Source organism: Acinetobacter sp. AOR41_HL, assembly GCF_027854645.1.
Classification (GTDB): domain Bacteria; phylum Pseudomonadota; class Gammaproteobacteria; order Pseudomonadales; family Moraxellaceae; genus Acinetobacter; species Acinetobacter nosocomialis.
In genome coordinates this window covers 102,790-128,972 of record NZ_JAKTHZ010000027.1, presented here as the reverse complement: position 1 = coordinate 128,972, position 26,183 = coordinate 102,790, and the positions used below count along the sequence as shown (strand labels likewise).

At 37.4% G+C, this 26,183-nt stretch carries 21 protein-coding genes; 14 read left to right on the top strand and 7 right to left on the bottom strand.

From position 1 onward, the window contains the following. Positions 1 to 252: 252 nt before the first annotated feature. Positions 253 to 801 (top strand): DUF2799 domain-containing protein, encoded by a 549-nt coding sequence (locus MKL35_RS11340; RefSeq protein WP_032010729.1) that lies wholly within the window; start codon positions 253 to 255, stop codon positions 799 to 801. A 44-nt stretch (positions 802 to 845) separates the two neighbouring features. On the opposite strand, the gene coq7 is transcribed toward MKL35_RS11340, so the two are convergent. Together coq7 and MKL35_RS11330 are read right to left on the bottom strand one after the other, a co-directional pair. Further along, positions 846 to 1,481, bottom strand: coding sequence for a 2-polyprenyl-3-methyl-6-methoxy-1,4-benzoquinone monooxygenase (gene coq7 / locus MKL35_RS11335; RefSeq protein WP_004708107.1), 636 nt, complete (start codon positions 1,479 to 1,481; stop codon positions 846 to 848). A 3-nt stretch (positions 1,482 to 1,484) separates the two neighbouring features. Beyond that, on the bottom strand, positions 1,485 to 2,807 hold the full coding sequence (locus MKL35_RS11330) for an MFS transporter (RefSeq protein ID WP_081404417.1): 1,323 nt from the start codon (positions 2,805 to 2,807) through the stop codon (positions 1,485 to 1,487). 165 nt (positions 2,808 to 2,972) lie between these two features. On the opposite strand from MKL35_RS11330, the gene MKL35_RS11325 reads away from it, so the two are divergent. From MKL35_RS11325 to MKL35_RS11295, 7 genes are all read left to right on the top strand, one after another. Continuing rightward, on the top strand, positions 2,973 to 5,699 hold the full coding sequence (locus MKL35_RS11325; RefSeq protein ID WP_270913660.1) for an autotransporter assembly complex protein TamA: 2,727 nt from the start codon (positions 2,973 to 2,975) through the stop codon (positions 5,697 to 5,699). Positions 5,700 to 5,725: 26 nt separating this feature from the next. Beyond that, entirely contained in the window at positions 5,726 to 10,231 is a 4,506-nt protein-coding gene (locus MKL35_RS11320; protein ID WP_032010731.1) for a translocation/assembly module TamB domain-containing protein, read from the top strand. A 256-nt stretch (positions 10,232 to 10,487) separates the two neighbouring features. Further along, complete coding sequence (locus MKL35_RS11315) at positions 10,488 to 11,723, top strand: lactonase family protein (RefSeq protein ID WP_032010732.1); 1,236 nt, start codon at positions 10,488 to 10,490, stop codon at positions 11,721 to 11,723. 133 nt (positions 11,724 to 11,856) lie between these two features. Continuing rightward, positions 11,857 to 12,219, top strand: a complete 363-nt coding sequence (locus MKL35_RS11310; RefSeq protein WP_002048992.1) for a hypothetical protein — start codon at positions 11,857 to 11,859, stop codon at positions 12,217 to 12,219. 257 nt (positions 12,220 to 12,476) lie between these two features. Then, on the top strand, positions 12,477 to 15,116 hold the full coding sequence (locus MKL35_RS11305; protein WP_002049011.1) for a bifunctional aconitate hydratase 2/2-methylisocitrate dehydratase: 2,640 nt from the start codon (positions 12,477 to 12,479) through the stop codon (positions 15,114 to 15,116). A 228-nt stretch (positions 15,117 to 15,344) separates the two neighbouring features. Then, positions 15,345 to 15,779, top strand: a complete 435-nt coding sequence (locus MKL35_RS11300) for a hypothetical protein (RefSeq protein WP_002049000.1) — start codon at positions 15,345 to 15,347, stop codon at positions 15,777 to 15,779. A gap of 138 nt (positions 15,780 to 15,917) precedes the next feature. Further along, entirely contained in the window at positions 15,918 to 16,901 is a 984-nt protein-coding gene (locus MKL35_RS11295) for an ion transporter (protein WP_004886542.1), read from the top strand. Positions 16,902 to 16,929: 28 nt separating this feature from the next. Here the strand turns inward: MKL35_RS11295 and MKL35_RS11290 are convergent, their stop codons facing one another. Continuing rightward, a complete protein-coding gene (locus tag MKL35_RS11290; protein WP_106479510.1) occupies positions 16,930 to 18,129 on the bottom strand; it encodes an MFS transporter in 1,200 nt (399 codons plus the stop codon). Between the two features lie 229 nt (positions 18,130 to 18,358). Here MKL35_RS11290 and MKL35_RS11285 point away from each other — a divergent pair, with 229 nt between their 5' ends. Together MKL35_RS11285 and MKL35_RS11280 are read left to right on the top strand one after the other, a co-directional pair. Beyond that, entirely contained in the window at positions 18,359 to 18,787 is a 429-nt protein-coding gene (locus tag MKL35_RS11285) for a hypothetical protein (protein WP_004708124.1), read from the top strand. Positions 18,788 to 19,058: 271 nt separating this feature from the next. Further along, positions 19,059 to 19,979 carry a LysR family transcriptional regulator gene (locus tag MKL35_RS11280; RefSeq protein WP_002048985.1) on the top strand — a complete coding sequence of 307 codons (921 nt, stop codon included), beginning with the start codon at positions 19,059 to 19,061 and terminating at the stop codon, positions 19,977 to 19,979. 62 nt (positions 19,980 to 20,041) lie between these two features. On the opposite strand, the gene MKL35_RS11275 is transcribed toward MKL35_RS11280, so the two are convergent. Then, positions 20,042 to 20,494 carry a DUF441 domain-containing protein gene (locus tag MKL35_RS11275; protein WP_002049035.1) on the bottom strand — a complete coding sequence of 151 codons (453 nt, stop codon included), beginning with the start codon at positions 20,492 to 20,494 and terminating at the stop codon, positions 20,042 to 20,044. 256 nt (positions 20,495 to 20,750) lie between these two features. Between MKL35_RS11275 and MKL35_RS11270 the strand changes: the two genes are divergently transcribed. Together MKL35_RS11270 and MKL35_RS11265 are read left to right on the top strand one after the other, a co-directional pair. Next, entirely contained in the window at positions 20,751 to 20,969 is a 219-nt protein-coding gene (locus MKL35_RS11270) for a hypothetical protein (protein ID WP_002049030.1), read from the top strand. A 102-nt stretch (positions 20,970 to 21,071) separates the two neighbouring features. Beyond that, the gene (locus MKL35_RS11265) at positions 21,072 to 21,776 is read left to right on the top strand and encodes a pseudouridine synthase (protein WP_031952777.1); all 705 of its coding nucleotides are present in this window, start codon (positions 21,072 to 21,074) and stop codon (positions 21,774 to 21,776) included. Here MKL35_RS11265 and MKL35_RS11260 read toward each other — a convergent pair. The 3 genes from MKL35_RS11260 to MKL35_RS11250 all read right to left on the bottom strand — a co-directional run bounded on the left by MKL35_RS11260 (position 21,769) and on the right by MKL35_RS11250 (position 23,638). Further along, complete coding sequence (locus MKL35_RS11260) at positions 21,769 to 22,212, bottom strand: GNAT family N-acetyltransferase (RefSeq protein ID WP_270913650.1); 444 nt, start codon at positions 22,210 to 22,212, stop codon at positions 21,769 to 21,771. The two genes, MKL35_RS11265 and MKL35_RS11260, sit on opposite strands and share 8 nt — an antisense overlap. Positions 22,213 to 22,309: 97 nt before the next feature. Then, complete coding sequence (locus MKL35_RS11255) at positions 22,310 to 22,618, bottom strand: type II toxin-antitoxin system RelB/DinJ family antitoxin (RefSeq protein WP_002049033.1); 309 nt, start codon at positions 22,616 to 22,618, stop codon at positions 22,310 to 22,312. Positions 22,619 to 22,729: 111 nt separating this feature from the next. Next, positions 22,730 to 23,638: a pseudouridine synthase gene (locus tag MKL35_RS11250; protein WP_032010738.1), complete on the bottom strand. Its 909-nt coding sequence runs from the start codon at positions 23,636 to 23,638 to the stop codon at positions 22,730 to 22,732. A 119-nt stretch (positions 23,639 to 23,757) separates the two neighbouring features. Here MKL35_RS11250 and tsaE point away from each other — a divergent pair, with 119 nt between their 5' ends. Both tsaE and mutL read left to right on the top strand, forming a co-directional pair. Next, complete coding sequence (tsaE, locus tag MKL35_RS11245; RefSeq protein WP_032010741.1) at positions 23,758 to 24,231, top strand: tRNA (adenosine(37)-N6)-threonylcarbamoyltransferase complex ATPase subunit type 1 TsaE; 474 nt, start codon at positions 23,758 to 23,760, stop codon at positions 24,229 to 24,231. Further along, entirely contained in the window at positions 24,224 to 26,179 is a 1,956-nt protein-coding gene (gene mutL / locus MKL35_RS11240; RefSeq protein ID WP_032010742.1) for a DNA mismatch repair endonuclease MutL, read from the top strand. Before tsaE ends, mutL begins: the two co-directional genes overlap by 8 nt. The last annotated feature ends 4 nt before the right edge of the window (positions 26,180 to 26,183 follow it).

Sequence of the window (26,183 nt, the reverse complement as noted above, 5' to 3'; positions counted from 1 at the left end):
GATAATAAATTTTTAAAGTAAAATTAACGTATAAGAGCCATTTGATAGTTCATGATTTCGCTTTAAAAAATTAAACATAATTAGAATTTATGATCCTTAAATTTGGTGAGATGGTCAAACTGCTTTAAACTTAAACGCTTATCCAGTTAAACATTTATGTATAAGTCTTGAATAAAGCAGGACTTACATAGTGTATGTACTGGAATTTTATTTTTTGCGTTTTTTTAAATTTTATTTTTGAGTTCTCTTAATATGAAAAATATCGGTTTAGCCATTTTAGCAATCAGCCTCTCGGGGTGTGCTGCAATGAGCGTAGAAGAATGTAAGACTGCGAATTGGTCATTAGTGGGTGAGAAAGACGGTTCAAAAGGTTCTTCGCCGCGTTTAGATCAATATTATAAAGCGTGTGGGAAAGCTAATATTGTTCCAGATCAAAAGTCATATGAACGTGGATATAAAGAGGGCTTAGGATATTATTGCCAGCCATCAAATATTTTTTATAACGCCTTAGAAGGGAGCGGGAATATTAATGTCTGTCCAATCGAGCAGCGTAATCGTTTAAGACCTTATTATCGTGCAGCTTCCGATTACTACAATGCAAAAAATGAATACGATCGTTATGACGAGAAGTTTAAGCAATATTCTGATAGCGCTTATAACGAAAAATTAAAGCCAGAAGAGCGTGAACGTTATCGTAAGCTTTTAAGAGAATTACAAATTGATCGTGACCGTATTAACAGAAACTATTGGAACTCAATTCGAGATATCGAACGTTTCAAATATGATCATGGTTTAAAATAATATTTGAAAAAGGATTGATCTGAATGAGATCAATCCTTTGTTTTTCAAAGGTAATAACTCGTTTTAGTCATTAACTTTGAAATAGCGGTCATACTGATTTTTACTGCATAAGGTAATTCAACACCACCTGCTTCAAGCGCAGTATGACGATGATGTAATTCATCTTCATTCATTTGCTCTAAAATTTTACGAGAGCGTTCATCTTGAGCAGGTAACTGGTTTAAGTGATCTTGCAAATGTAGACTAACTTGGCGTTCAGTTTCAGCAACAAAACCTAAGCTATATTTATCACCTGCAATACCGGCAAGAGCACCCATACCATATGAAAGGCCATACCAAATCGGGTTCAATAAACTTGTATGACTATTTAGCTCTTTTAAACGGTCTTCACACCAAGCTAAATGGTCTTGTTCTTCAATTGCTGCCTGTTGCATTTCGCGGCGTACATTTGGCAATTTTGCCGTTAATGCTTGCCCATGATAAAGCGCTTGAGCACATACTTCACCACTATGGTTAACACGCATTAAGCCTGCAACATGGCGAGCATCTTCAACTCCAAGTTTTGTTTCAGCCGTTTCAGCCGGATTTTGTCGCTGTGCTGCTGTTGCACCTGGAACAAGACTACGTAATGCCTGATCAAAGGAGTTAATAAGTTGATCAATTCCCGTATAGTGGCGCATAAATTAGTCCTCCAAAGAAAGATGTGCTGTGGCAAGCATTGGTTTTAGTCGAGCAAGAAGCCAGATACTAAAGATTGCACTAAGTACAGCTGTAATAATAAATAGTATTTTAATATCAATTTTTAAAACACTTAAGATTAAGATTGAGAAAATTGCTGAAGAAACCATGAATACAGCATTTAAAATGTTATTTGCTGCAACCACTCGGGCACGATGTGAGCGCGGTGAGTAAGCCTGCATCATGGCATACAAAGGAACAATATAAAAACCACCACTAATACCCAATAAAGTCACGGCAATCATGACATGGTAGTAAACCCAACCTTGAGTGAAAATATCTTTTAATGTTAGTAATGCTCCAGTTTTCTCCGGTACAAAGGCTAGACTCGTTGCAAGGTAAAGCGCAAAAACAGTAAGACCAATTGCACCAATCGGCACCATTTTAATGTTGATTTCCGAACCACCAATTTTACGGCAAAGAAGAGAACCTACCCCAATACCGACTGAGAAGAATGTGAGTAATAGGCTAACCACATTTTCCGATGCATGGAGATTTTGTTGAGTCAACTGCGGAATTTGCGTTAAATAAGTCGCCCCATAAAACCAGTACCACGAATTACCTAATAAAATGGTGAACACTAACGGTAAACTTTTGGCATATGTAATAGTTTGGAAGCTTGTACGAATAAAGTTCCAATCAATATCTAAATCAGGTGCAGCAACTTTTTGGGGTAAAATGAAACGGCTAAATAAATAACCTATGCAAGCAATAGCGACTACAGTCAAACTAATCCATAGTAAATTACCTTCTGATGATGCAATTACGGCACCACCTAAGATCATGCCGAATAAAATTGCCATCGATGTACCGGATTGAAATAAGGCATTGCCCGACATGAGTTCGTTTGGTTTTAAAATTTCAGGCAAAATTGCATATTTAATAGGTCCGAAAAATGTGGAATGTGTTCCCATTAAGAATAAAGCCAGAAGAAGTAGCCATAAATGCCCCAATAAGAAACCGGCAGACCCAATAAGCATAATTATGATTTCTAATATTTTTATACCACGCACAAGTTGTGAGCGCTCATATTTGTCAGCAATTTGTCCTGCTGTTGCTGAAAAAAAGAAATATGGCAAAATAAACAATAATGCTGCTAAATTATTGAGTGTACTTACAGGGGCAGATTGTTGTTGAATCCAACCATATGTAATGACTAACAATAAAGCTTGCTTAAAAACATTGTCATTTAATGCGCCAAAAAACTGTGTAAAAAACATCGGTACAAACCGACGTGATGTCATCAGGGATTCATCTTGTTTCATCATATACAAGCTTCATTGAGTTTTATTAAAAAATGTGACGGAGTGTTAATTTGCATCGAAAACCATGTATGATATTTTTAACGCTTGATTAAATGAAAAATCAATGGTTTCGAGTGAGTTTTATCCTCATATTGGTGCGTTTATTAAAAAATAAGTTTAGAGTTTTCCATGCCTTCTAAAATTAAGTTTAAACAGTCAACTCTTTCTCACTCTATGCATTTAATCCTAAAAATGCAGAGTATACCTAAACTTATTTGTAGCAGCCTATTGTTAAGTTTATGTGTTAATCCTTGTTATGCTCAAAGTTCAGCTGAGACCGTAACGCCGGTAGCAAACCAGTCAGTAACTGATCCATCATTGCAACAAACAAATACAAATAACCAAAATGATGTTCCGATTACTGATGTCGCTACTCTGGTAACTCAAGCACAGCAGCAACAAGATAGCTTGGCTATATTGCAACAACAAGAACAATTTCCAAATCAGATTGAAGAATTTAAGCCAATTACGCTCGATAACCTCGAAGATTTACCCGTGATGCCTGTTGACCAGAATATGGCAAATGAGATTTATCGGGTAGCAGAAGAGGCAAAAACTGAAGCTCAGAACTTCCAAAATGGCACACAAAAACATCCAGAAATGGTAGTGAATGATGCATCACAAGCAGAATTACATGAAATTAATCAGGCGCCTGTAAATATTGACCAACTCATGCATGAGATTCAATCTGACAGTAAGATTGTAGTCGAAGCTAATGAAACTGGAAAAACTTTACCTGAGCTTACAGCTGCTACTGAAGAACCGCCGGAAGAAAAAGGTTTCTTTAAACGGATATTTAATAAAATTCGTCCACCGCGTGTGATTCCGATGGAGCAAATACCTCGTATTACTGCTGAGGTTACGGGTGCTCCAGACGATTTGGCTAAAAATATTAAAGGTAAATTATCTACATTTACTCAAGAATCATTTGAAGATTTTAATTCAGCATTGCCTCAACTTAGGAGCCTAAGCAATCAGGCCGCTCAAGCTGTAGGTTATTACAATGCTGAGTTTCGTTTTGAAAAATTAAGTGCAAGCCGTGTTCGAGTTAAAGTTACTCCAAATGAGCCGGTACGAATTAATGAACAAAATATTGAATTCAGTGGAGCTGGTGCAAAACAACCACAGTTTCAAGTTATTCGTTTAGTTCCAGACCAAGATGTGGGTGATATCTTTAATCATGGTCTGTATGAAACAACTAAAAGTCGAATTGTCGATGCCGCAACAAATAATGGATATTTTGATGCCTACTGGCGTTTACACGATGTGAAAGTAAGCCAACCTGAAAACAAAGCAGATATTAACCTCAAATATGAAACGGGTGAGCGATATAAGCTAGGTAAGGTTGAGTTTCGTATGAGTGATCCTTCAAAACCCTTACCAATCAAATTAAATATTCTTGAGAGTATGGCACCTTGGAAAGAGGGCGATGACTACACATTCTGGCGTGTAAATGCTTTAGCCAACAACCTGACGAACTCTCGCTATTTTAACTACACTTTGGTTGATTCAATTAAACCTGATCCAATTGAGAAGCCGCTTGAGTTACCCCCAGATTTACAAGCATTAGTCGATCAGCAAAATGTCACCATTGATGAATCAAAATTGCTTTCTCCAGAACAACAACAGCTTGCTAAAGCACGACATTTAGCCTCATCTAGTAAAGAGGTTAGTCAAAATGTGGTAGACGAAAAACAATTTGCCGGAACTGAAAATGTACAATTAGCTGCAGCTCCAGCTTCTTTGAAAACCGCAGCAGCAGATCATGCAGAGCAAGAGTCGGAACAAGACCGTTTACAAGCCCAAGCGCGTGAAGAAAAACGGATTCCGGTTATTGTGACTTTAAATGCGGATAAATTGAATAGTTTGGAAACTGGTGTGGGTTATGGTACTGATACGGGAGCTCGTTTACGTAGTCAATATCGTCGTTCGATTGTGAACGAATATGGGCACTCCTTTGATGCCAACTTTGAACTTTCACAAATTCGTCAGTCTATAGATGGCCGTTATAGTATTCCTTATAAGCATCCATTAAATGATTACTTTAACATTGTAGGTGGTTATGAGCGCGAGACTAGAGATAATATCGGTCCTGATGTGAGTTTATTAACTGAATCTGCCGTATTGGGTGGTGAGCGAGTTATTAAAAAACCTTTAGGCAATTGGCAACACACTATTGGGGTCCGTTACCGTCTGGACCGACTGACTCAAAAAGGAAATGTCGATATTTCTGAATTGCCAGATGCATTTAAAACAGCTGCATCAGAGCAAGAAGCGTTATTATTTGGTTATGAAACCTCTAAAACCTCAAGTAATACAAGGTTAAATCCAACGAAAGCATTTAAACAAAGCTATAAGTTAGAACTGGGAAGTAGCAGTTTACTTTCCGATGCCAATATGGCGATTGCTACAGCGGGTTGGAGATTTATTTATTCTCTAGGTGAAAATGATAACCATCAGTTTGTGGGACGATCTGATCTTAGTTATATTTTTACCGATGAATTTGATAAAGTTCCCTATAATTTAAGATTCTTTACTGGTGGTGACCAGACAATTCGCGGTTTTGATTATAAAAGTCTTTCACCCGAAGAAAATGGATATAAGATTGGTGGACAGGCTCTAGCAGTAGGCTCTTTAGAATATAACTATCAATTCAAAGAGGGTTGGCGAGCAGCTGTTTTTTCTGATTTTGGTAATGCTTACGATAAGAATTTTAGTAACCCGACTGCCTACAGTGTTGGTGTCGGTATTCGTTGGAAGTCCCCAATTGGACCAATTCGTTTAGATGTGGCTTCAGGTATTTCTGATGATAATCATCCGATTCGTTTGCATTTCTTTATTGGTCCACAACTTTAAAAATAAAATTTTATTAGGTTTATTTTATGGCGGAAGTAGAACAGCAGCCCACTTCGGCACCTAGCTCTCCTAAGAAGCGACGCATTTTGCGTAGCTTTTTGCTGACAATATTAATCATACTTTTATTACTTGTTGCTTCCATCATTATTATGATGTCGACTGACCGTGGAAGCCGTTTTTTATTAGACCGTGTTTTACAAGCTCAGCAAGTCATTAAATATGAATATGAAGGGGGTAATTTACTTCGGGGAATTATTCTTAAAAATATTATTGTTCAGTTAAAAGAAGTTGACGTTACTTTAGATAGAGCTGATGTACGGTTAGGGTGGCGTTCTTTAATATTAGAAAAAGAAGTGCATTTGAGCAATGCAGATGTCCGTAACCTAGTTATTATTAACAAAGCTCCGCCATCGGATAAGCCATTTGAGTTTAAACCCATTAAATTACCATTTGTGCTTCGTGTAGATGTGGGAGATGTTGATCATTTAGAAATTAAAAATTCAGGTTCTGTCGTAAATTTCCATGATGTTCATTTAAATGATGCTTTGTGGTCAGAGACAAAACTGAAATTTGAAAATTCAAGTATGGATATGGGGTATCTTTCTGTTCATAACGCAACAGGAAATATGGACTTTAGTGGCAAATATCCACTGAATGCGACAGCAGATTTAAGAATTCCTTCTTTAAAAAGTTTAAACATCCAAAATATTAAAGTGGCAGCTCGAGGAAGTTTAGATACATTGCAAGCTGGTGTAGCAACGACAACACCAGATTTATTAACAGGTTGGGTCGTTTTACATCCTGTTCGCCATGAAGTACCAATGAAAGGTGCATTGTTACTTAAAAATTATCACTTGCCTTTACTGGTTGAACAAAAATTATTTGCTAAAAATGGTGTGATCAAGTTTCAGGGGGATGTTAAGCAACTTAACTTAGCGCTTGAGACAGATTTAAAAGGGGAAAATTTACCAGAAGGCCAATACAACGCCTTAATGAATACTGATTTGGTTCATCAGCTGAATATTACAGACTTTAATGGTCAGGTCATGAAAGGTGCAGTTAACCTTAAAGGCTTGGTGAACTGGAAAGATCATGTCACTTGGGATATAAAAGGTCGTTTAGATCATGTTAATCCTAAAGATAAAGCTATCCCTCAAGTCGTTCAGGACTTCTTACCGCCAAGTTTAGATGCTGCAGTTGCTTCAACTGGCTCTTTAGAAAAAGGCACGGAAGTATTTGCTAATGTCGACTTTGACCGCTATGAGTCTTGGAAACTTAAATTAAATCAAGCACCTGAAAAGAGTAAAAAACCACAGCCAATGTTTATGAATGTGGCTTGGTCCAAAATAGATCGTGCTATGCCATATATAGGTTGGTTAAGCAGTGATAGTGGTCAAGTAGATTTGACTTTACGGGATGGTCAGCAAGATATTAAAGTGGCAACTAAAGTATATCAGCATGAACAAACCTTATTGCCAGCTGGACAATATTTAGCAACATTGAATGTTAAAGATAATATTCTTAATGTTCCTAGTTTTAATTTTGCGGCTCAAAAAGGGAGTCTCACAGGTCAGGCTAAAGTTTTATTACCTACCGAAAAACGTCAGTTGGCATGGAATGCGTTATTAAATGCAAAAGACTTTAATCCACAAAGTATTCATGCAGCTGCACCGGTAAACTTACTTAATGGATCAATCAAAGCAAGTGGTTTTGCCAAGCCAAATCAACAAATCATTCAACTTGAAAAAATTGATTTAAAAGGCCAGTTGGCTCAAGCAAACCAAGAAACGGTTGCGTTAGCTGGGAAAAGTACGGCAGCTTTATTATTTAATGATGTTAAAGCCGGTGGTGGTTTTAAAGGTTTTGCAGTGAATTATGATGGATCTTTAAAAGCACTTAATCAGGCTAATGGGTTATTAAAGTTCTCTCTTGCTGGTACTCCAGAGTTTATTCGAATTAGTCAGTTACAACATGATGGTGTGGCTGGAAAAATCTACGCGACTGGATCATTAAACTTAAAAGATCGTATTGCTTGGGACATCAATAGTTCGCTTGTGCGTTTTAAACCTCAATATTTTGTTTCTAGTGTAAAAGGCGAAATTTCAGGAAATGTAAAAACGCAAGGTGTTTGGTCTGATAAGTTAAAGCGTATTGATATTCAGCAATTGAACCTTGCAGGATTTTTGAATAATAAGCCAGTGAGAGGTAAAGGTAACTTATCTGTACTTATGGATTCGAATCAAAAGGGCTTTTTACCTCAGCAATTTGAAGCGAATAATCTATTTTTAGTGTATGCACAAAACCAGTTACAGGCGACTGGTAATGCGCAGAATTTAAAAATCAAGCTCAATGCGCCTGCACTTTATGAGTTGTATCCGGGTCTAAGTGGTCGTGCTTATGGAGATTTAAGTGTTCAATCTCAGCCGCGTTTGAAGGCTACAGCTAATATTGCAGTTGATAACTTTGCTTTCAATAATTTAGTGAGCGTTAAAAAACTGCGTGTACAGGGTGAACTACCAACTTCCGAAACAACTCCAACTCAGCTCACAGCAAAGCTTGATAATTTACGTAGTGGTAGCCGTCTAATCCAGTCTGCTGAAGTCAATTTAACTGGAACACGAAAAGCACACTTATTAAAAGTTCAGGCAAATAATAATATTTCTAAATTTTATGTGCAGTTAGCAGGCGGTTTTAACCAAAATAATGATTGGTTGGGCCAAATTCAAAAAGGTAGTTTTGATTCGCGTCGAATTCGTTTAGCGCAAAATCAAAATGCGCCTGTTGTGTTTTCATCAGCACGTTCTGAGCTATATGTTGGACAGCATTGTTGGCAAAGTAGAAATAGTCAGTTATGCCTTGACCAACCTGTACGTGTGAGTAAAGCACAAGGCAATATTTCATTTATTACCCAAAATCTGGATTTAGGAGATTTTGCCGCATTTATGCCGGAAGGTTTGGCTATGACGGGTCAACTCAATGGTTATGCTAAAGCGTCTTGGGTAAATGGTGGACATCCTAAACTTGATGCACGCTTAGTGACCAGAAAAGGTGAACTAGGTTTAGCAGCAGAAGACCCTCAAGATCCGCCAACCACGTTGACTTATGATGAGCTAAGTGTAATTGCGAAAAGCATTTCAGATGGTCTATTGTTCCGTGTTGATGTAAAAACACCAGATATTGGTACTGGATACGCGAATGTCATTATTAATCCATACCAACCATCTATGCCAATGCATGGTGAGGTAGCCTTTAATGATGTACAGTTAAAAGTTTTAAAACCATTTATTCAAGATGTACGTTCAATGAGTGGTACTTTAGCCTTGGCAGGTAAAGTGAATGGTACATTAACCCAACCGCAGTTTACGGGTGAGATGCGTTTGAAAAATGGGGCAATCAGTATGATTTCCCTGCCAGTGAACTTAACCAATGTACAAGTGTATTCATCTATTCGTCAGGATATGGCAACAATTGATGGTGCATTTAACAGTGGACAAGGGGTAGGTTTACTTAAAGGTAGTTTCGATTGGAAAGATTCTCCACGTCTACAGTTGAACTTAAAAGGTGATAACTTACTCGTACGTCAAGCCCCATTAATTACAGCTATTGCAAATCCGAATTTGACACTCGATATGTATCCTTTCGACAAACGTTTAAGTTTGAAAGGGTCGGTAGATGTTCCTCGTGCACGTATTTCAATGCCTGAAACAACAGCACCTGTCATTAATACATCTTCAGATGTTCGTATTGTCCGGCAAGGCCAAGACCCACTTGCAATTTTACGTGCAGCAAAACCTTGGGATATCCGTGCCGATATTTCGGTAAATATTGGTAATCAAGTTATCTTCCAAGGCTTTAACAGTAATATTCCTTTAGTAGGTCGTTTGAACTTAACTCAGCGTGGTTATGAAACGGCAATGCGCGCGATGGGTGCTATTGGTGTAAGTCAAAAGGTGAAAATTGAAGCTTATGGTCAAAGCTTAGATTTAAACCGTGCTATTGCCCGTTTCAATGGCCCATTGGCAAACCCAACTTTAGATATAGATGCAAATAAAAATGTTCAGGGTAGTATGGTTGGCGTTCGTGTTACAGGTACTGCATCATCACCAAACATTCAAGTTTATAACGATGCGGGCTTATCTGAACAAGAAGCATTAAATGCATTAGTGACAGGTCGTATTAATGAAGGCTCAAGCGGTTTAAGTAATGCGGAAGGTTTTAAATCTGATGTAAACAATACAATCGCTGCTGCTGGTATTAGTATGGGCTTGGGCGGTACACGCGCTTTCACGAATCAAATTGGACGTACTTTCGGCTTAAGTGGTCTTGCATTAGATGCACAAGGTACGGGTGATGATACTCAGGTAAGCTTAACTGGATATATTACGCCTGATTTGTTTATTCGTTATGGTGTCGGGGTATTTACGCCAGTCAATAAACTTACGCTGCGTTATCAAATGAATCGCCGTCTATATTTAGAAGCAAGTCAGTCTTTAGAGCGAGCGATCGATTTATTCTACAATTGGCGTTTCTAGATGCATAAATTAAGAGCTCACTTTAAGTGGGCTCTTATTTTATTAACGCTATACTATTTTAAAAAATTAAATATTAATCATGTAGATCATCAATTCTTTTGGCAGGAATCCCACTTTAAAAAGGATTTTGATTAAAGAAAATTCACTTGAAAATTGCGGTTTTATAAATTAATTTTCAGAATCATTAAATGAAATTAGATTGATAATGCCTTGTTGTTAATTGCAAATAAGGTAAATTTTTCAAGGAAAAATGCCAGTGGAAAAAGATACTTGTGTTGAAATTAGAGATAGCAAGGTTAACGATACAAATATTAAATATCGTGAACTCATTCAGAAATTAACAGCAACATTATCATTGTCCTTTTTGTCACTTGGGTGGGGCTCCACAGTGAATGCAGCAGAACAACAAATCGCTTTAGTCGGAACTTGGACATCGATTCCTGATGCACCACTTGTTCAAAAACCGGAAAAGGCCAGTGAAGGTTTATATCAATTGCAAGTTAATGCTGACGGGACTCTAACTCCAGTTAAAGTGTTAAAAATGAAAAGTCCATCTTGGATTGTGAAATCTAAAGATGGTCGTTTTGCATATACAACAAATGAAGAAAATTTAGGAGAAGTCACTGCACTATCGGTTCAAAACGGAAAGGTAGAGGTTTTGAACACAGTGAATAGTCATGGTGGACATCCAACTCATGCCTCAATTAGTTTAGATGGTAAATTCCTGTTTGTGTCGAATTATTCGGCATTTGATAAAGGTCGTGGTGGTGTGGCTGTTTTTCCAATTTTGCCGAATGGGCATTTGGGTGAAATGGTACAAAATATTGTTTTTTCGGAAGGTTCTGGTCATGTTAAGGGGCGTCAAGAGAGTGGACATGCTCATTCGACAACTTTTAGTCCGGATGGTAAGTATTTATATGCAAGTGATCTTGGAAATGACAAAGTCTATGTCTTTCGTTATAACCCAAACAAAACGCAACCACTCGAAGCGGATAACAGTCGGGATGTGACGTTTAACCATGGCTCTGGTCCGCGTCATATGGTCTTTTCATCAGATGGTAAGCATGCATATGTTACCGCCGAAATGCGAAGTGAAATTGTGACCTTTAATGTGCAAGATGGCTATTTGAAGAAAACTGCTGAGTTAAAGCTAGTTCATGAAGACAAAACGCCCGAATTTAAGAGTGCAAGCGGAATTATTCTTAGTCCAGATGGCAAATATGTGATCGCTGCTAATCGTGGCTCAGACAACAAACTCCTCGTATTTAAAATTCAAGAGGATGGATTGCTGGCTCAACCGACTGTTTATAAAGCTAATGGTATTGAACCACGTGCTTTCTCATTCGATGCAACTGGTAAATATCTGTATGTAACAAATGTTTTTACTAATAATATTAGTTTGTTCCGCTTTGATGCCAAAAACGGTACCTTAAAATCAGTTGGAGATGCTGCAAAAATATCAACACCTACTGATATTAAGTTTTTTAATTAATTTAAATTAAGAAATGTGTATTTCTCACACTACATATAAAGGACCGAGAGTTTATATCTCGGTTTTTTTATAGCAGTTTTTGCAAACTCTGTCAGATTCAGTATGATGTTGGCAGCATAGTCTGTGTAGAGTAATGATGAAAAAAGTTTTATTTGTTTTGATGGGAATGTTGTTAGTCGGCTGTACAGAGAAAAAACCTTTAACACCTGAAGAACAATGGCATGGCTTCTGTACCAGTGTTGGGAATGCAGCTAGAAGTATTGTATTTGACCGTCAGCAAGCAATTGAAAAGTCTCAAGCGATTGAACATGCAAATAAAATCGAAGATGAGATCACCAAAAAATTCATCTTGAATATTATTGAAAAAGTTTATGCTATTCCACAAGATGAATTAAAAACTAATCCAGAAGCCCTGCAAGAAAAAATTAGAAAACAAATGGCAGATGAGTGCTTGGTTACACCACACGACAAAATGCCAAACTATAAAAAGTTCTAAGTGTTTAATACATCGTCAACACTCCACTAAGGTGGAGTGTTCTTTAAATTCAAAATACCGCATCATAAACCAGTCATTAAGATCATTATTTATACAGGGGTATTTAGTTACAAAATAATGGGCATCACGGAGAAACACCCCGCGCTCATTAACTTTTGGCTTGAACTCTAGTAAAATTTTGTAGTCCATATTACTTGTGAAGCTTTGTGAAAGCTGGAATTTACAAGTAATTTTTTAAAAAAAGAGGAATGAACACCGTGCTAGAAGCTTACCGCCAACACGTTGCTGAACGTGCCGCACTCGGAGTCCCACCGAAGCCACTTGATGATGCTCAAACTGCTCAACTTGTTGAGTTATTAAAAAACCCACCGGCAGGTGAAGAAGCATTCTTGGTTGATTTGCTTGAAAACCGTGTTCCTGCAGGTGTTGACCAAGCAGCTTACGTAAAAGCAGCTTTCTTGGCAGCGATTGCAAAAGGCGAAGCGACATCTCCGCTAGTTTCTAAAGAACGTGCAGTTTATTTACTAGGTACGATGCTTGGTGGCTATAACGTAGCGCCTTTAGTTGAGCTTCTAGATGATGCTGAATTAGCAAGCTTAGCTGCTGAAGCATTGAAAAAAACATTACTTGTATTTGATGCGTTCCATGACGTAGCTGATAAAGCTAAAGCTGGCAATGCTAATGCAAAAGCTGTTTTACAGTCTTGGGCTGATGCTGAATGGTTCACTAGTCGTAAAGATGTACCAGAAGAAATCAAAATCACTGTGTTCAAAGTAACAGGTGAAACAAACACTGATGACTTGTCTCCAGCTCAAGACGCATGGAGCCGTCCAGACATTCCATTACACGCAAACGCAATGTTGAAAAACGAGCGTGATGGTATTAACCCTGAAAAACCAGGTGAAGTTGGTCCATTAAGCCAAATTAAAGAACTCATTGCTAAAGGCAACCAAGTTGCTTACGTAGGTGACGTTGTTGGTACAGGTTCATCTCGTAAATCTGCAACAAACTCTGTTCTTTGGTTCTTTGGTGATGAAATCGCTCACATTCCAAACAAAAAAGACGGTGGTGTGTGTTTAGGCGGTAAAATTGCTCCGATCTTCTTTAACACAATGGAAGATGCTGGTGCATTACCAGTAGAGATCGATGTTTCTAACATGAACATGGGTGACGAAGTTACTCTTAAAATCGATCATGCTGCTGCAAAAGTTACTGCGTTCAAAAATGGCGAACAAATCGCTGAGTCTGAACTTAAAACTCCAGTACTTTTAGACGAAGTACGTGCTGGTGGTCGTATTAACTTGATCATTGGTCGTGGCTTAACTGCTAAAGCACGTGAAGCTTTAGGTTTAGCCCCATCTACATTATTCCGTACTCCAGTACAACCAGCTGACACTGGCAAAGGTTTCACTTTAGCTCAGAAGATGGTTGGTCGCGCATGTGGTCTCCCAGAAGGTCAAGGTATCCGTCCAGGTACTTACTGTGAACCTAAGATGACTACAGTTGGTTCTCAAGATACAACTGGTCCTATGACTCGTGACGAGTTAAAAGACTTAGCTTGCTTGGGCTTCTCTGCTGACTTGGTAATGCAATCTTTCTGTCACACTGCTGCTTATCCAAAGCCAGTTGACGTACAAATGCAACATACACTTCCAGACTTCATCATGAACCGCGGTGGTGTATCTTTACGTCCAGGTGACGGTATTATCCACTCTTGGTTAAACCGTATGCTTCTTCCAGATACAGTAGGTACTGGTGGTGACTCGCATACTCGTTTCCCAATTGGTATTTCGTTCCCAGCAGGTTCTGGTCTTGTAGCTTTCGCTGCTGCAACTGGTGTAATGCCACTTGATATGCCTGAATCAGTTCTTGTTAAGTTCAAAGGTAAAATGCAGCCTGGTATCACTTTACGTGACCTTGTACATGCGATTCCTTACTATGCAATCAAAGAAGGCGATCTTACTGTTGAGAAAAAAGGTAAGAAGAACATCTTCTCTGGTCGTATCTTAGAAATCGACTTAACAGAAATGGAAACTGACTTAACAGTTGAGCAAGCATTCGAACTTTCTGATGCTTCTGCTGAACGTTCAGCTGCTGGTTGTGCAATCACACTTTCTGAAGAGAAAGTTGCTGAGTACTTACGTTCTAACATCACAATGCTTAAGTGGATGATTTCACAAGGCTATGGTGATGCACGTACGATGGCTCGCCGTGTTGAAAACATGGAAAAATGGTTAGCAAACCCAAGCTTACTTAAAGCTGATGCTGATGCTGAATACACTAAAGTGTATGAAATTGATTTGTCAGAAATCAAAGAACCTATCCTTTGCTGCCCGAACGATCCAGATGATGCAAAACTTCTTTCTGACGTTCAAGGCGACAAAATTGATGAAGTATTCATTGGTTCTTGTATGACTAACATTGGTCACTTCCGTGCTGCTGGTCAGTTACTTGAGAAAGTACCAAGCGGTTCATTAACAACTCGTTTATGGTTGGCTCCACCAACACGTATGGACGAACATCAGTTAATGGAAGAAGGCTTCTATAACACTTATGGCCGTGCTGGTGCGCGTACAGAAATGCCTGGTTGTTCATTATGTATGGGTAACCAAGCACGTGTTGCGCCGAACACAACTGTTGTTTCGACTTCTACACGTAACTTCCCTAACCGTTTAGGTCAAGGTTCTAACGTTTACTTAGCATCTGCTGAGCTTGCATCTGTTGCTGCTGTACTTGGTAAATTACCAACTCCAGAAGAATACCAACAATATGCAGCTCAAATTGACAGTATGTCTGCTGACATCTACAAATATTTGAATTTCGACCAAATGGGCGAATATACAAATGCTGCTGATAAAGTAGATACTAAGAAAATTGCTGCTGCTCAATTGACTTAATAGGTCGATTTAGTACAAAAAAGGAGCTGATTATTCAGCTCTTTTTTATTTTATTGAGAATTAGTGCATATTTTAATTATTAAAGTAATGAATTAATCAAGTTTTATTCCTATAAAATGTAAAAATAAATATAACGCTAGATATTAAAGAAGATTTTGCTTTAAAATAATTGAATGAACTTAAAAATAATTAAAAAGAACATGGGTATTTTATATATGGAACTTAAAAATGCTAAAGACAATTGTTGAATTTAAATTTGATGATTATCAGCTATATGATCAAAATTTATCAGCAGAAGACGGAAATACGTTAGTACAGAAAACGGAAGATATTGCACAGTATATTTATAGTATATTGAAAAATAGATATCACTTAAGTATTGAATTAAATGCTGAACGCTGGGGGTGGGAAATAGAAGTACCATTACCTGAGATCACGATGTATATCGGTATTAGTGTTTATGAAGAATATAGTAATGGCTTTGCGATATTCATTTCACCGAATACGCCAATTTTGAGAAGATTTCTTTTTAGAAAATTAGATATTACTCACCATATTATGCTGCTTCAAAATTATATTAACGTCATTTTGAAGTCACATGCGGGTATTTATGATGTGCAATGGTGGGAAGAAAATGAGTTTAGATATGTTGCTGCTCATTAAAATATAATTAGAAAATATGAAATATTATTTATGATTGTTTAGTTAATACAATTAATAAAATATTTTATTGGTCCTTATAGTGGTGAATTTAAGTATGTGAGCTTAATATATGTTCAATATCATGTGGCTCAGATCTGTATGCGAATTTTAGCTTGGAAGAGATTACGTAAATTCTTCTATAACAACCTTCATGATCATGATTACGAAACAACAGTGAGTAGGTGTATTAACTACTTCTTGGTTTTCTTAATTATTGGGAATGTCATTGCGGTATTGCTAGAAACAGTAAATGATCTGTATTACAGCTATCGTATATGGTTTGACTACTTTGAAAATATTTCAATTGCAATTTTTAGTGCCGAATACCTCTTACGCCTCTGGAGTGTAGTAGAGCGTGATCCGACACAAGCTGCATGGAAGCAGCGTTTAGCATGGATGAAAAGCGGAGAGGCACTGATTGACCTCATGGCAATTTTGCCTGCGTATCTAAATTTCTTTGTACGAATAGACCTTCGTATGCTTAGAATTTTACGATTACTTCGACTATTAAAATTAACTCGCTATTTTATTTCTTTGCAAATATTGCTATGTGTTATTAAGCGAGAAAAAGGTTCTTTTCAGGCAGTGATTTTTATTTTAATCATTATGATTATTATGACTGCCTCTGGTATTTATGTGGTTGAGAATAAAGCGCAACCAGAAGCGTTTAGCTCTATTCCTAAAGCAATGTGGTGGGCGGTCGTTACCTTAACCACAGTTGGATACGGCGATGTCACACCTGTGACCAGCTTAGGAAAACTACTAGGAGCTTTAATTACAATTTTAGGGGTAGGGATTGCTGCTTTACCAGCTGGTATTTTAGCTTCCGGTTTAGCTAATGAACTTAACCAACGTAATCAGCGCCTTGAACAAGAGTTTCGTGAGTTACTTCAAGTGCGTGGTATTGACATCATGCATGATGAAGCTGAAATAGAACGTATTCGACAAAAAGTGGGACTACCGAAAGAACAAGCGCATAATCTGATTATCCAAATCATGCGCGAAAAGGTATTAGAAGAAAAAGAATCTGTGAGAGAGAAGAAATGCTATTGTCCACACTGTGGTGAAAAGTTAACAGATTAGTATTTTTATTAAAAAAGCCTAATGAGAATTAGGCTTTTTGAGTTGCTTTTTCTACAGCAAATGCAATGAGTAAGATAATAAGGCCACCAAGGCTTAGTACGAAACCTACCCAGATCGGTGCAATCCAGCCCATCTGATGGCTCAGTACCCAACCACCTAAAAATGCTCCTAATGCATTGGCCATATTAAAGGCGGAGTGGTTAAGTGAAGCTGCTAGGGTTTGGGCATCGCCTGCAACGTCCATGAGGCGTGTTTGTAAAGCTCCACCTAAACCCATCACGGTAAGTCCGATTAGGAATAAAGAAGCAATAGCACTATATATATTACTCATCAGAAAGCTTGCAACTACGAATGCAATCGCTGAGCTAATAAGTACGCCCACAATAGTTTTATTGAGATTTTTATCTGCAAGCCAGCCCGCGGCTAACCCACCAATCACCATCCCGATGCCCCACAGCGCTAATGCAATAGGAACAATCTGGATATTAACTTTAGTGTATTCAGTGAGAATAGGTGAGACATAGCTATATACCGAGAACATGCCCCCAAAGCCAATTGCGCCGACTGCAAGGGTTAACCACATATTTATATTTTTAAGCCCAGCTAATTCTGTTTTTATGCTGGCAGTAGCTTGAACTGGAATATTCGGTACAAAGCAGGCTACAGTAATTAAAGTAAAAAATGCAATTGTTGCTGAAAATTCAAAACCTGCTCTCCAACCAAAATGTTGGCCTAACCATGTAGCTAAAGGTACGCCAATAACAGTAGCAACTGTTAAACCCATCATCATTTGTGCAACTGCTGAAGCTCTTCGTGAAGGGCCTGCGAGTTCAGCAGCTACAAGGGCACCGACTCCAAAATATGCACCATGAGGTAATCCCGCAATAAAACGAGAAATTAAAACTGTTTCTGGCGTATGTGCTAAAGCTGTACAGGCATTAGCAATCCCATAAAACAGCATGAGACAAAGCAATAGAGTCTTTCTAGGAACTTTAGCGCCCAAAATAGCAATAATCGGGGCGCCAATCACAACACCTAATGCATAAGCGCTAATAAAATGCCCGGCTTCAGGTACAGTGATCTTTAAATTGTGTGCAATTTCTTGAATAAGGCCCATTGCGACAAATTCTGTAGTGCCGATACAGAAACCTCCTACTGCGAGTGAAAAAATTGCCAAGAAGAGCGAATAGTTTTGAGGAGAAGATGAAGGGGATTGGGGTGACGCCATAATAAATTAATAAAAGGAAACTCAAAAAAGAAAGTATAAGGGAAAAAATAGATCAAAATAATAAAAACTAGAATATCGAGAGGAAGTTTGCATATTTAAACTAATAACATTTTATCTTTATATTGAATAATTTATCGAAAATTTTTATTAAATTATATATGATAAGCACGTAATACTTTAGGCATTACAATAAGTTGTATAAATATTTAAGAAATAGAGAATCTAAATCGTGAGAAAATTAAGTATTGCCTGCCTTATGGGCTTGGTTATGTTATCTATGTCTGGTTGCTCAGTCTTTATGGCGGGTAATCAACCAAGTAAAAAAAATTTAAATGTTTTAAATCCGGGTAGTTCTCGCAATTATGTTATTGCCGAGTTTGGAGCACCTGTACTTTCCGAATATCGTGATGGTACAAGAGTCGAAATTTATACTTTCCAGCAAGGTTATCCAAAATGGGCTAAAGTAAGCCGAGCATTTGGCCATGGCATAGCAGATGTTGCCTCATTTGGGTTATGGGAAGTATTTGGAACACCAACTGAAGCATATTTTAGTGGGAAAGAAACCTCTTATGAAGTAACGTATGGGCAAGATGACTTGGTAAAAAGCTTTAAGCTCATCGATTTTGAGCAGGCATTTCCTAAAGCAAAAGCACAATGATGAAATGAAAAGGGCCATAAGGCCTTTTTCTTTGTCTATATAAAAGGTTCACTAATTTCTATTTAATAAAAATATTTACCTTTATATTTATGAAAATTCATTTCTTATAAAAAGAATTAAGTAAAGTTCAAGTTGAGACAAATTAATTAATATTGTGATAAGATGAATACTGTTCATTAATAGTGATTTAGCTAAACTGACTCTAATTGCTGTCAAACAACAGATAAGTTGAAAAATGTTTAGATAAATCTATTTGTTCAGGCTTTTGCCCATGTTAGAAATTCGTCATCTTAAAACTTTGGTTGCCTTACGTGAACATGGTTCACTTGTTGCGGCTGCTAATGATCTGTGTTTAACACCGTCTGCTATTTCTCACCAATTAAAAGAATTAGATCATTGGTATGGTGTAGAAGTGGTGAATCGTCGAAGTAGACCTGTTAGTTTTTCAAATGTTGGACAGCGTTTACTCAAATTGGCTGATGATGTATTACCACAAATTCAGATCACACAAAGCGACATTACGCGAATTGTTCATGGGCAAACAGGCAGAATTATTTTTTCCTCAGAATGTCATAGCTGTTTTGACTGGTTAATGCCTTTATTAAATCAATATCGACAGCAGTATCCAGACGTAGACTTAGACTTTGCTTCGGGCTTTGAAGCAAATCCACATGAGCTTTTACAAAATGGTGAGTTTGATTTACTTATTACAGCCGATCCGATCGCATTAAAAGGAATCGAGTATTTTCCAATTTTTGAATATGAGTCGCGTTTGGTTTTATCAAATACTCATCGATTGGTTCGTGCTGAACATATTACAGTTCAAGACTTAGCTGAAGAGGTTCTTATTACTTATCCGGTAGATAAGCACCGTTTAGATATTATGTCGAAACTATTTATACCGGCAAATATTCAACCAAAACAGATTCGAACTACAGATTTAACGCAAATGTTGATTCAACTTGTAGCGAGTGGTCGAGGCATTGCTGCTTTACCAGACTGGGTCGTGAATGAATATGAACAAAAGGGTTGGGTAACTAGCCGCCGTTTAGACTGTGTTTCTGCAACGGGTTTAAGACGTACATTATATGCAGGCTACCGAACTGAAGAAAAAGAGAAGAGCTATTTTGAAGGATTTTTAAAACAGTTAGAAAAGTTCTCTTTAAAACGTAATGCCTATTATTCTGGATAAAAAATTAATTGAGCTTAAGTGTTAAAAAGGTGCGATTAAGCACCTTTTTAATATCTATAATTTTATTTACCAATGAATAAGGACAGCAAGCCTGCAGCAATCAGGGGACCAACAGGGACGCCTCGGAGTAAAGCAACGCCCGCAACTGTACCAATAAGTAAACCTGCCACAACATCAGGTTGGCTTGACATAAGTTTCACACCACGTCCACCTAGCCAAGCCACAAGTAGACCAATAGCAATAGCAAGTAAAGATTTAAAACTTATAAAGGATTTTAAAATACTCTCTCCGCTAAGCTTACCACTGGCAATTGGAGTCAGTACGCCAATGGTTAAAATGAGAATTCCTAGGTTAAGACCATGAGCTTGAATATAAGGAAAAAATTGATTTAATGGTGTGATTTTAATGACGATTAAGATTCCTGCGGCAATCGTTACAGCTGCATTTTGACTTAGTAAACCGCAGATAAGTAGAACTAATAAGACAACTAAATTAACATCAAATTGGGCGAGCATGAGAAGCGGCAAGAAAAGCAAATAATTTGAATTGTATAATAATTAAGAGCCAAAATGTGAGGGCTTTTTAAAGGTGGAATAGTGTAAAGGAAGCGTTTTCAAGAAAAAAAATAATGTATATGACTCAATGATAAGGAGTTTTATTTTTAGTTACGCTTGGTCACAATGTTATATAAATTAACAACTTAAAAGACCATTCGTTTGAGAGATTATGATATAAAAAATAATCAATACTTATAACTACAGGGTCAGCCATATGGATATTATAGATATCAAGATTAAAGATCAGTTCGACAAAATTTATGATGCGAAAGCACAATTGAAGAAAAATTTAGTTGAACATGAAAATGAGCCTTTAAAGTTAAGTCAGCGTATCGAACATATTATTGTGGATAATGAGATCATTTTGCCTACAACAGAATTATTATTTGAAAGTGAGCAAAACGAAAAAATTTATCGAGTCATTGAAGAATAATTTGAAGATGATGGAAGTTAAGAGCAAAGTTGATAAAGCAAAAACGTAATAAAGCTCTGAAACTGAGTTAAAATAATGGTTTAGTTCTAAAGAGAAAGCTTTATGCTGCTGGAAAAAATTTTACAATCACAAGGGTTTGGTTCACGTAAATATTGTCAGCAGTTAATAAAAAATGGTTCAGTAAGTATTGATGGGGAGGTTGTGAGTGATCTCAAAAAGCAGTTCTCCCCAGAAAACTTTGAGTTTTCCGTTTTTGGTCAAAATTATCAATATAGAGAAAAAATTTATATTGCTCTAAGAAAACCTCAAGGTTTCGAGTGTTCTCATCATCCTCAGCATCATCAAAGTGTTTTTAGTCTACTACCTGAGACCATGATTCATCGTGGTGTGCAGGCGGTTGGACGCTTGGATCAAGACACAACGGGTCTGCTTTTACTTACTGATGATGGTAAATATCTACAAGCTTTAACTCATCCTCGTAAACATGTACCAAAGGTTTATCACGTTACAACTTACGACCCCGTAACCCCTGAGCAAATTGAAATGCTTACTCAAGGGGTTAATTTACACCAAGAAAAGGGGGTATTTGCTGCCACAGATGTAGCACTACTAGGAACTCATCAATTAACGATGACTATTCATCAAGGCGTTTATCATCAAGTAAAAAGAATGATTGCAGCCGTAGGCAATAAAGTCGAGAAATTACATCGACATCAAATTGGTCAATTGGTTTTACCTGAAATTGAGGAAGGGGATTGGGTATATTTGTCGGAGGAGGAAAAGCAACTCGCTCAAAATATTATTTAAGAAAGCAATGGAATGTCTGAAATTCACTGTCTCGAATAAATCCCATTTTTTCATAGAGACGGTGAGATTCATGATTATTCGTTTGAGTCTCTACACTAATACGTAAAGCATTTTCTTGTTTTGCAAATAAAATAGCTGTATCAATGAGCTGTTTTGCTGAACCCTGACGTCGGAACATAGGGGTAACATAGACATCATCTAAGATATAGTAAGTAGAGCAAGCAACTGAAGAAAAACCTAAATAAAGCAAAACGAAACCTGTGATTTTTTCATCCTTAATGTGGATGAAAAACACACTTTCTTTATTCTCAAAACGTTGTTTTAAAAAATGATGTGATTCATCAAGATTAGAAGATGCACCATAAAATTGACGGTATTCATCAAATAGAACAGCAAGTTGACTTAGATCTTCATAGGTCGCTCGTCTTACAATCATTAGGCGCTCCTTGTATTTATGTTTATATTTTTACAAAGAGAGCATAACTAAAAAAGACGCCAATAGACGTTAAAAGTTGTTTAAAAATGCAACACCGTTAAGTTTTGTCACTTTCACCTAATAGTGCATTTAGCTCTTCAAATAAATCTTCATGGTCATCATCTTCATTTAAATTTGAAGGGTTCTGATTTAATGAAGTTGCTTTTGCTTTTCTCAGTTTTAATAATTGTTCCATATTAATGTTCTGATTTTCGATAGCAAAAGGAATAGATTTAGTTAAGACGACTTGTTTAAAGAACAGTCGTACCGCTTGGGCAGGGGTAATTCCCAATTGTTTAAAAACAGCAAAAGCTTGTTTTTTCTCTTGGGAGTCAAGTCGAACCTGATAAACTTCTGTTTTTCGCATGAATAACAAAACCAAATGATTTTTAATTTTTAGGGATTTATTTTAAACCATCGGAATGTAATTTCAATGTCTTTCAGCATAAAAAATAATCTTTTTGTCATTACGATGAGATTACAGTGTCAATTCAAAGTGTGAATTGAAAACCATTTCCTGTTTTGTTAGCGGGTCTATAAAAGAAATTTGCTTAGCTAAAAGCTGTAAGGGCTGAGAAAAATCATTATCAGCTTTGTGTTGAACCACTGGATAAAACGGATCATTTTTAATCGGAATTCCTAAATGATTTAAATGAACGCGGAGTTGATGTTGTTTCCCGGTAGTTGGTGTTAAACAATATTTAGCCCACAAGTGATTATGTTCAATCAGTTCAATTTTAGTTTCGGTATTGGTTTTAGTATGGGGAATAACGCGCATTGTATAAAAGGGTGTACCTTTATCTAAATACAATTTTAAATTCTGAGGAAATTTTAATTCAGCTTTATATGCAGCGATTGCATGGTAAATCTTATGAACTTCTCGATCTGCAAATAACTGTTGATAAATTCCACGTGACTGTGGTCGTTTGCAAAATAAAACGACACCGGCAGTTTCACGGTCTAATCGATGGATTGGGGTTAGAAACTCATTGCCAGTTTGCTTTTTTAATCGGACTAATAATGTTTCTTGTACATATTGCCCTGTTGGACTAATCGTTAAAAAATGGGGTTTATCTACAACAAGCAAGTCATCATTTTCAAATAAAATCTGATGCTCAAAGGGAACATGTACTTCGTTAGCAAGGAATCGGTAATAAAAAATATGCGTGTTTGCTATATAAGGGCTGTCTAATGTTAATTTTTCACCATTTGCCGCGTAAATAAGTCCATCTTGGAAACGTTGCTGCCACTCTATTGCTTTTATATGAGGAAAGTTTCCACAAAGAAATTGATAGATGGTTTGTGCTGTCGTTTGTGGAGGAAGATAGACTTGGCTTGCGCTTACGCCATCAATCATAGGTGGGAAAAATTCAATCGGGCTAGACATAAAAGTGTGTCAATATTTAATAAATGTGATGTAAAAAAAGCCAACTTTAAGCACTTAAGTAGGCTTTAAAGCAGGGCAATGGTATCATATCGATTATTTTGAATCATGTTATGTGTGTTATGTCGTATTCATTGAAAATGGTCTTAAATCATGAAGAAGATACCCAGCGTTTAGCTCAGGCATTGGCGCAGCATGTTCAAGCTGGCGTGATTTATCTGATTGGAGATTTGGGCGCCGGTAAAACGACATTAACCCGTTATCTTTTGCAAGCTCTGGGGCATAAAGGCTCGGTTAAAAGTCCGACATATACGTTGGTTGAACCATATAAAATCAATAATAAAGAAATTTTTCATTTTGACTTATATCGTCTCAATGATCCGTACGAACTTGAATTAATGGGAATCCGTGATTATTTAGATATTCAGGATGCACTATTTTTATTTGAGTGGCCATCAAAAGGTGGAGACGAAATCCCTGAGGCAGATATCGTTATTGATATTCAAAAATCAGATGATGAACTCAATCGTTTCGTCACTTTAACTTTACCAACAGAGCATTTGTACCAGACTTTGCAGGAACAGCTTCATGACTGATGAAAAGCTAACACAACGTCGTATTCATACATTAGACGCCGCGTTAGCCAACCAGATTGCTGCTGGTGAGGTGATTGAACGTCCCTCATCGGTCGTAAAAGAATTATTAGAGAACTCAATTGATGCAGGTGCAACTGAGTTAATTGTGCGGATTGCACAAGGCGGCTCAACATTAATCGAAATTATTGACAATGGACATGGAATTCATCCTGATGATTTACCATTAGCAGTGATGCGCCATGCAACCAGTAAAATTAAAACAGCAGAAGATTTACACGCGATTGTTAGCTTAGGTTTCCGTGGTGAAGCACTTGCTTCTATTGCTGCGGTTTCACGATTGACTTTAACCAGTAGCCAAGATGAAAGCGGAATTGGTCATCAGGTCGAGGTGAATGGTACAGCCTTTGATCATCAACAAGTCCAAGCTGTTGCTGCACAAAAGGGCACCCATATTCGAGTTCAGGACTTATTTTTTAATGTACCTGCTCGTCGTAAATTTTTAAAAAAGCCAACCACTGAATTTGGGCATATTGAAGAAATTGTACGTCGTTTGGCGCTAACACATTTTGATATACGTTTTGTACTTGAGCACAATGACAATATTCGAATTAATTTACCAATAGCAGATAGCGGTGAATTAAGATTTCAGCGTGTACAGCAATTATTGGGTCAACAGTTTGTTCAAAATGCTTACTGGATCGACGCCGAAAGTATTAACATGCGTTTGTCAGGTTGGCTAGGGCATCCTTCTGATGCACGTGCTCAAGCAGACTTACAATATGTATATGTAAATGGCCGAATTGTGAAAGATAAAACTATTTCACATGCTTTAAGAATGGCATACGACGGTATTTTACATGGTCATCAGCATTCATCTTATTTGCTTTTCTTAGAAGTCGACCCTGAAAATATTGATGTTAACGTTCATCCGACGAAACATGAGATTCGTTTTCTAAATCAACGAGAAGTACATGAGTTTGTAAGACATTATGCTAAAGAAACGCTAGCACAATTTCAGACAGCTAGTGCTGATTTAGCACAAGCCATGAAAGTGGAAGATACACAAAATCTTTCGGTACAACCTCAGCCTAAATACCAAGAACAATTTATATTGCACCGTACAGCGCAAGCCGCTGATACAACTCTAGATAAGCCGAATAGTTCTCAACCTTCGACTGAGCTTTTAACTGATTTTAATAATAGTCGTCCCCAAGCTGTTCACTATGCAGAACAAACTCCAAAATATAATGGTTCTGCGCAGTTAAATAACGCATTAAAGACTTATTTGGCGCCATTACGTGACCACCCTGCTACCAATTTTACAGTTGATGAAAATGTTGAACCAGTTGCTAAAGTAGATGAATTTCCATTAGGTATCGCAATTGCTCAGCTGCATGGGATTTATATTTTGGCGCAAAATACTGAAGGTTTGATTATTGTTGATATGCATGCAGCGCATGAACGTATTTTGCTGCAACAAATGAAAAATGCTTGGGATAAACCTGAGTTTTGGACATCTCAACAGTTGCTTATTCCTAAAGTGATCTCAATTAGTCGTATGCAAGCTGTTCGTGTTGAGGATTTAAAACCTCAGCTTGAACGCTTAGGGCTAGAGATTGATTTATATGGCGATGAGCAAGTCATTGTGCGTGGTGTGCCGGCTATTTTGCAAAAAGCAGATTTTGAAAATCTTATTCCCGAACTTCTCAATGACTTAGATCCAAATGATGAAGCACAAGGTTTATTGCAAAAGCGTGATGAACTGTTAGCTGGTATGGCGTGTCATGGTGCAGTACGTGCCCATCGACAACTTAGTCTCTCAGAAATGAATGCTTTACTTCGCCAAATGGAACAAACCGAATTTGCGAGCCAATGTAACCATGGTCGCCCAACTTGGCGTGCATTTCCATTATCTCAACTAGATAAATTATTTGCTCGAGGAGAGTAGTTTT

Coding starts and splice junctions, on each gene's coding strand:
- MKL35_RS11340 (WP_032010729.1), top strand. CDS start 253: ATGAAAAATATCGGTTTAGCCATTTTAGCAATCAGCCTCTCGGGGTGT.
- coq7 (WP_004708107.1), bottom strand. CDS start 1,481: ATGCGCCACTATACGGGAATTGATCAACTTATTAACTCCTTTGATCAG.
- MKL35_RS11330 (WP_081404417.1), bottom strand. CDS start 2,807: ATGATGAAACAAGATGAATCCCTGATGACATCACGTCGGTTTGTACCG.
- MKL35_RS11325 (WP_270913660.1), top strand. CDS start 2,973: ATGCCTTCTAAAATTAAGTTTAAACAGTCAACTCTTTCTCACTCTATG.
- MKL35_RS11320 (WP_032010731.1), top strand. CDS start 5,726: ATGGCGGAAGTAGAACAGCAGCCCACTTCGGCACCTAGCTCTCCTAAG.
- MKL35_RS11310 (WP_002048992.1), top strand. CDS start 11,857: ATGATGAAAAAAGTTTTATTTGTTTTGATGGGAATGTTGTTAGTCGGC.
- MKL35_RS11300 (WP_002049000.1), top strand. CDS start 15,345: ATGCTAAAGACAATTGTTGAATTTAAATTTGATGATTATCAGCTATAT.
- MKL35_RS11295 (WP_004886542.1), top strand. CDS start 15,918: ATGCGAATTTTAGCTTGGAAGAGATTACGTAAATTCTTCTATAACAAC.
- MKL35_RS11290 (WP_106479510.1), bottom strand. CDS start 18,129: ATGGCGTCACCCCAATCCCCTTCATCTTCTCCTCAAAACTATTCGCTC.
- MKL35_RS11280 (WP_002048985.1), top strand. CDS start 19,059: ATGTTAGAAATTCGTCATCTTAAAACTTTGGTTGCCTTACGTGAACAT.
- MKL35_RS11275 (WP_002049035.1), bottom strand. CDS start 20,494: ATGCTCGCCCAATTTGATGTTAATTTAGTTGTCTTATTAGTTCTACTT.
- MKL35_RS11270 (WP_002049030.1), top strand. CDS start 20,751: ATGGATATTATAGATATCAAGATTAAAGATCAGTTCGACAAAATTTAT.
- MKL35_RS11265 (WP_031952777.1), top strand. CDS start 21,072: ATGCTGCTGGAAAAAATTTTACAATCACAAGGGTTTGGTTCACGTAAA.
- MKL35_RS11260 (WP_270913650.1), bottom strand. CDS start 22,212: ATGATTGTAAGACGAGCGACCTATGAAGATCTAAGTCAACTTGCTGTT.
- MKL35_RS11255 (WP_002049033.1), bottom strand. CDS start 22,618: ATGCGAAAAACAGAAGTTTATCAGGTTCGACTTGACTCCCAAGAGAAA.
- MKL35_RS11250 (WP_032010738.1), bottom strand. CDS start 23,638: ATGTCTAGCCCGATTGAATTTTTCCCACCTATGATTGATGGCGTAAGC.
- tsaE (WP_032010741.1), top strand. CDS start 23,758: ATGTCGTATTCATTGAAAATGGTCTTAAATCATGAAGAAGATACCCAG.
- mutL (WP_032010742.1), top strand. CDS start 24,224: ATGACTGATGAAAAGCTAACACAACGTCGTATTCATACATTAGACGCC.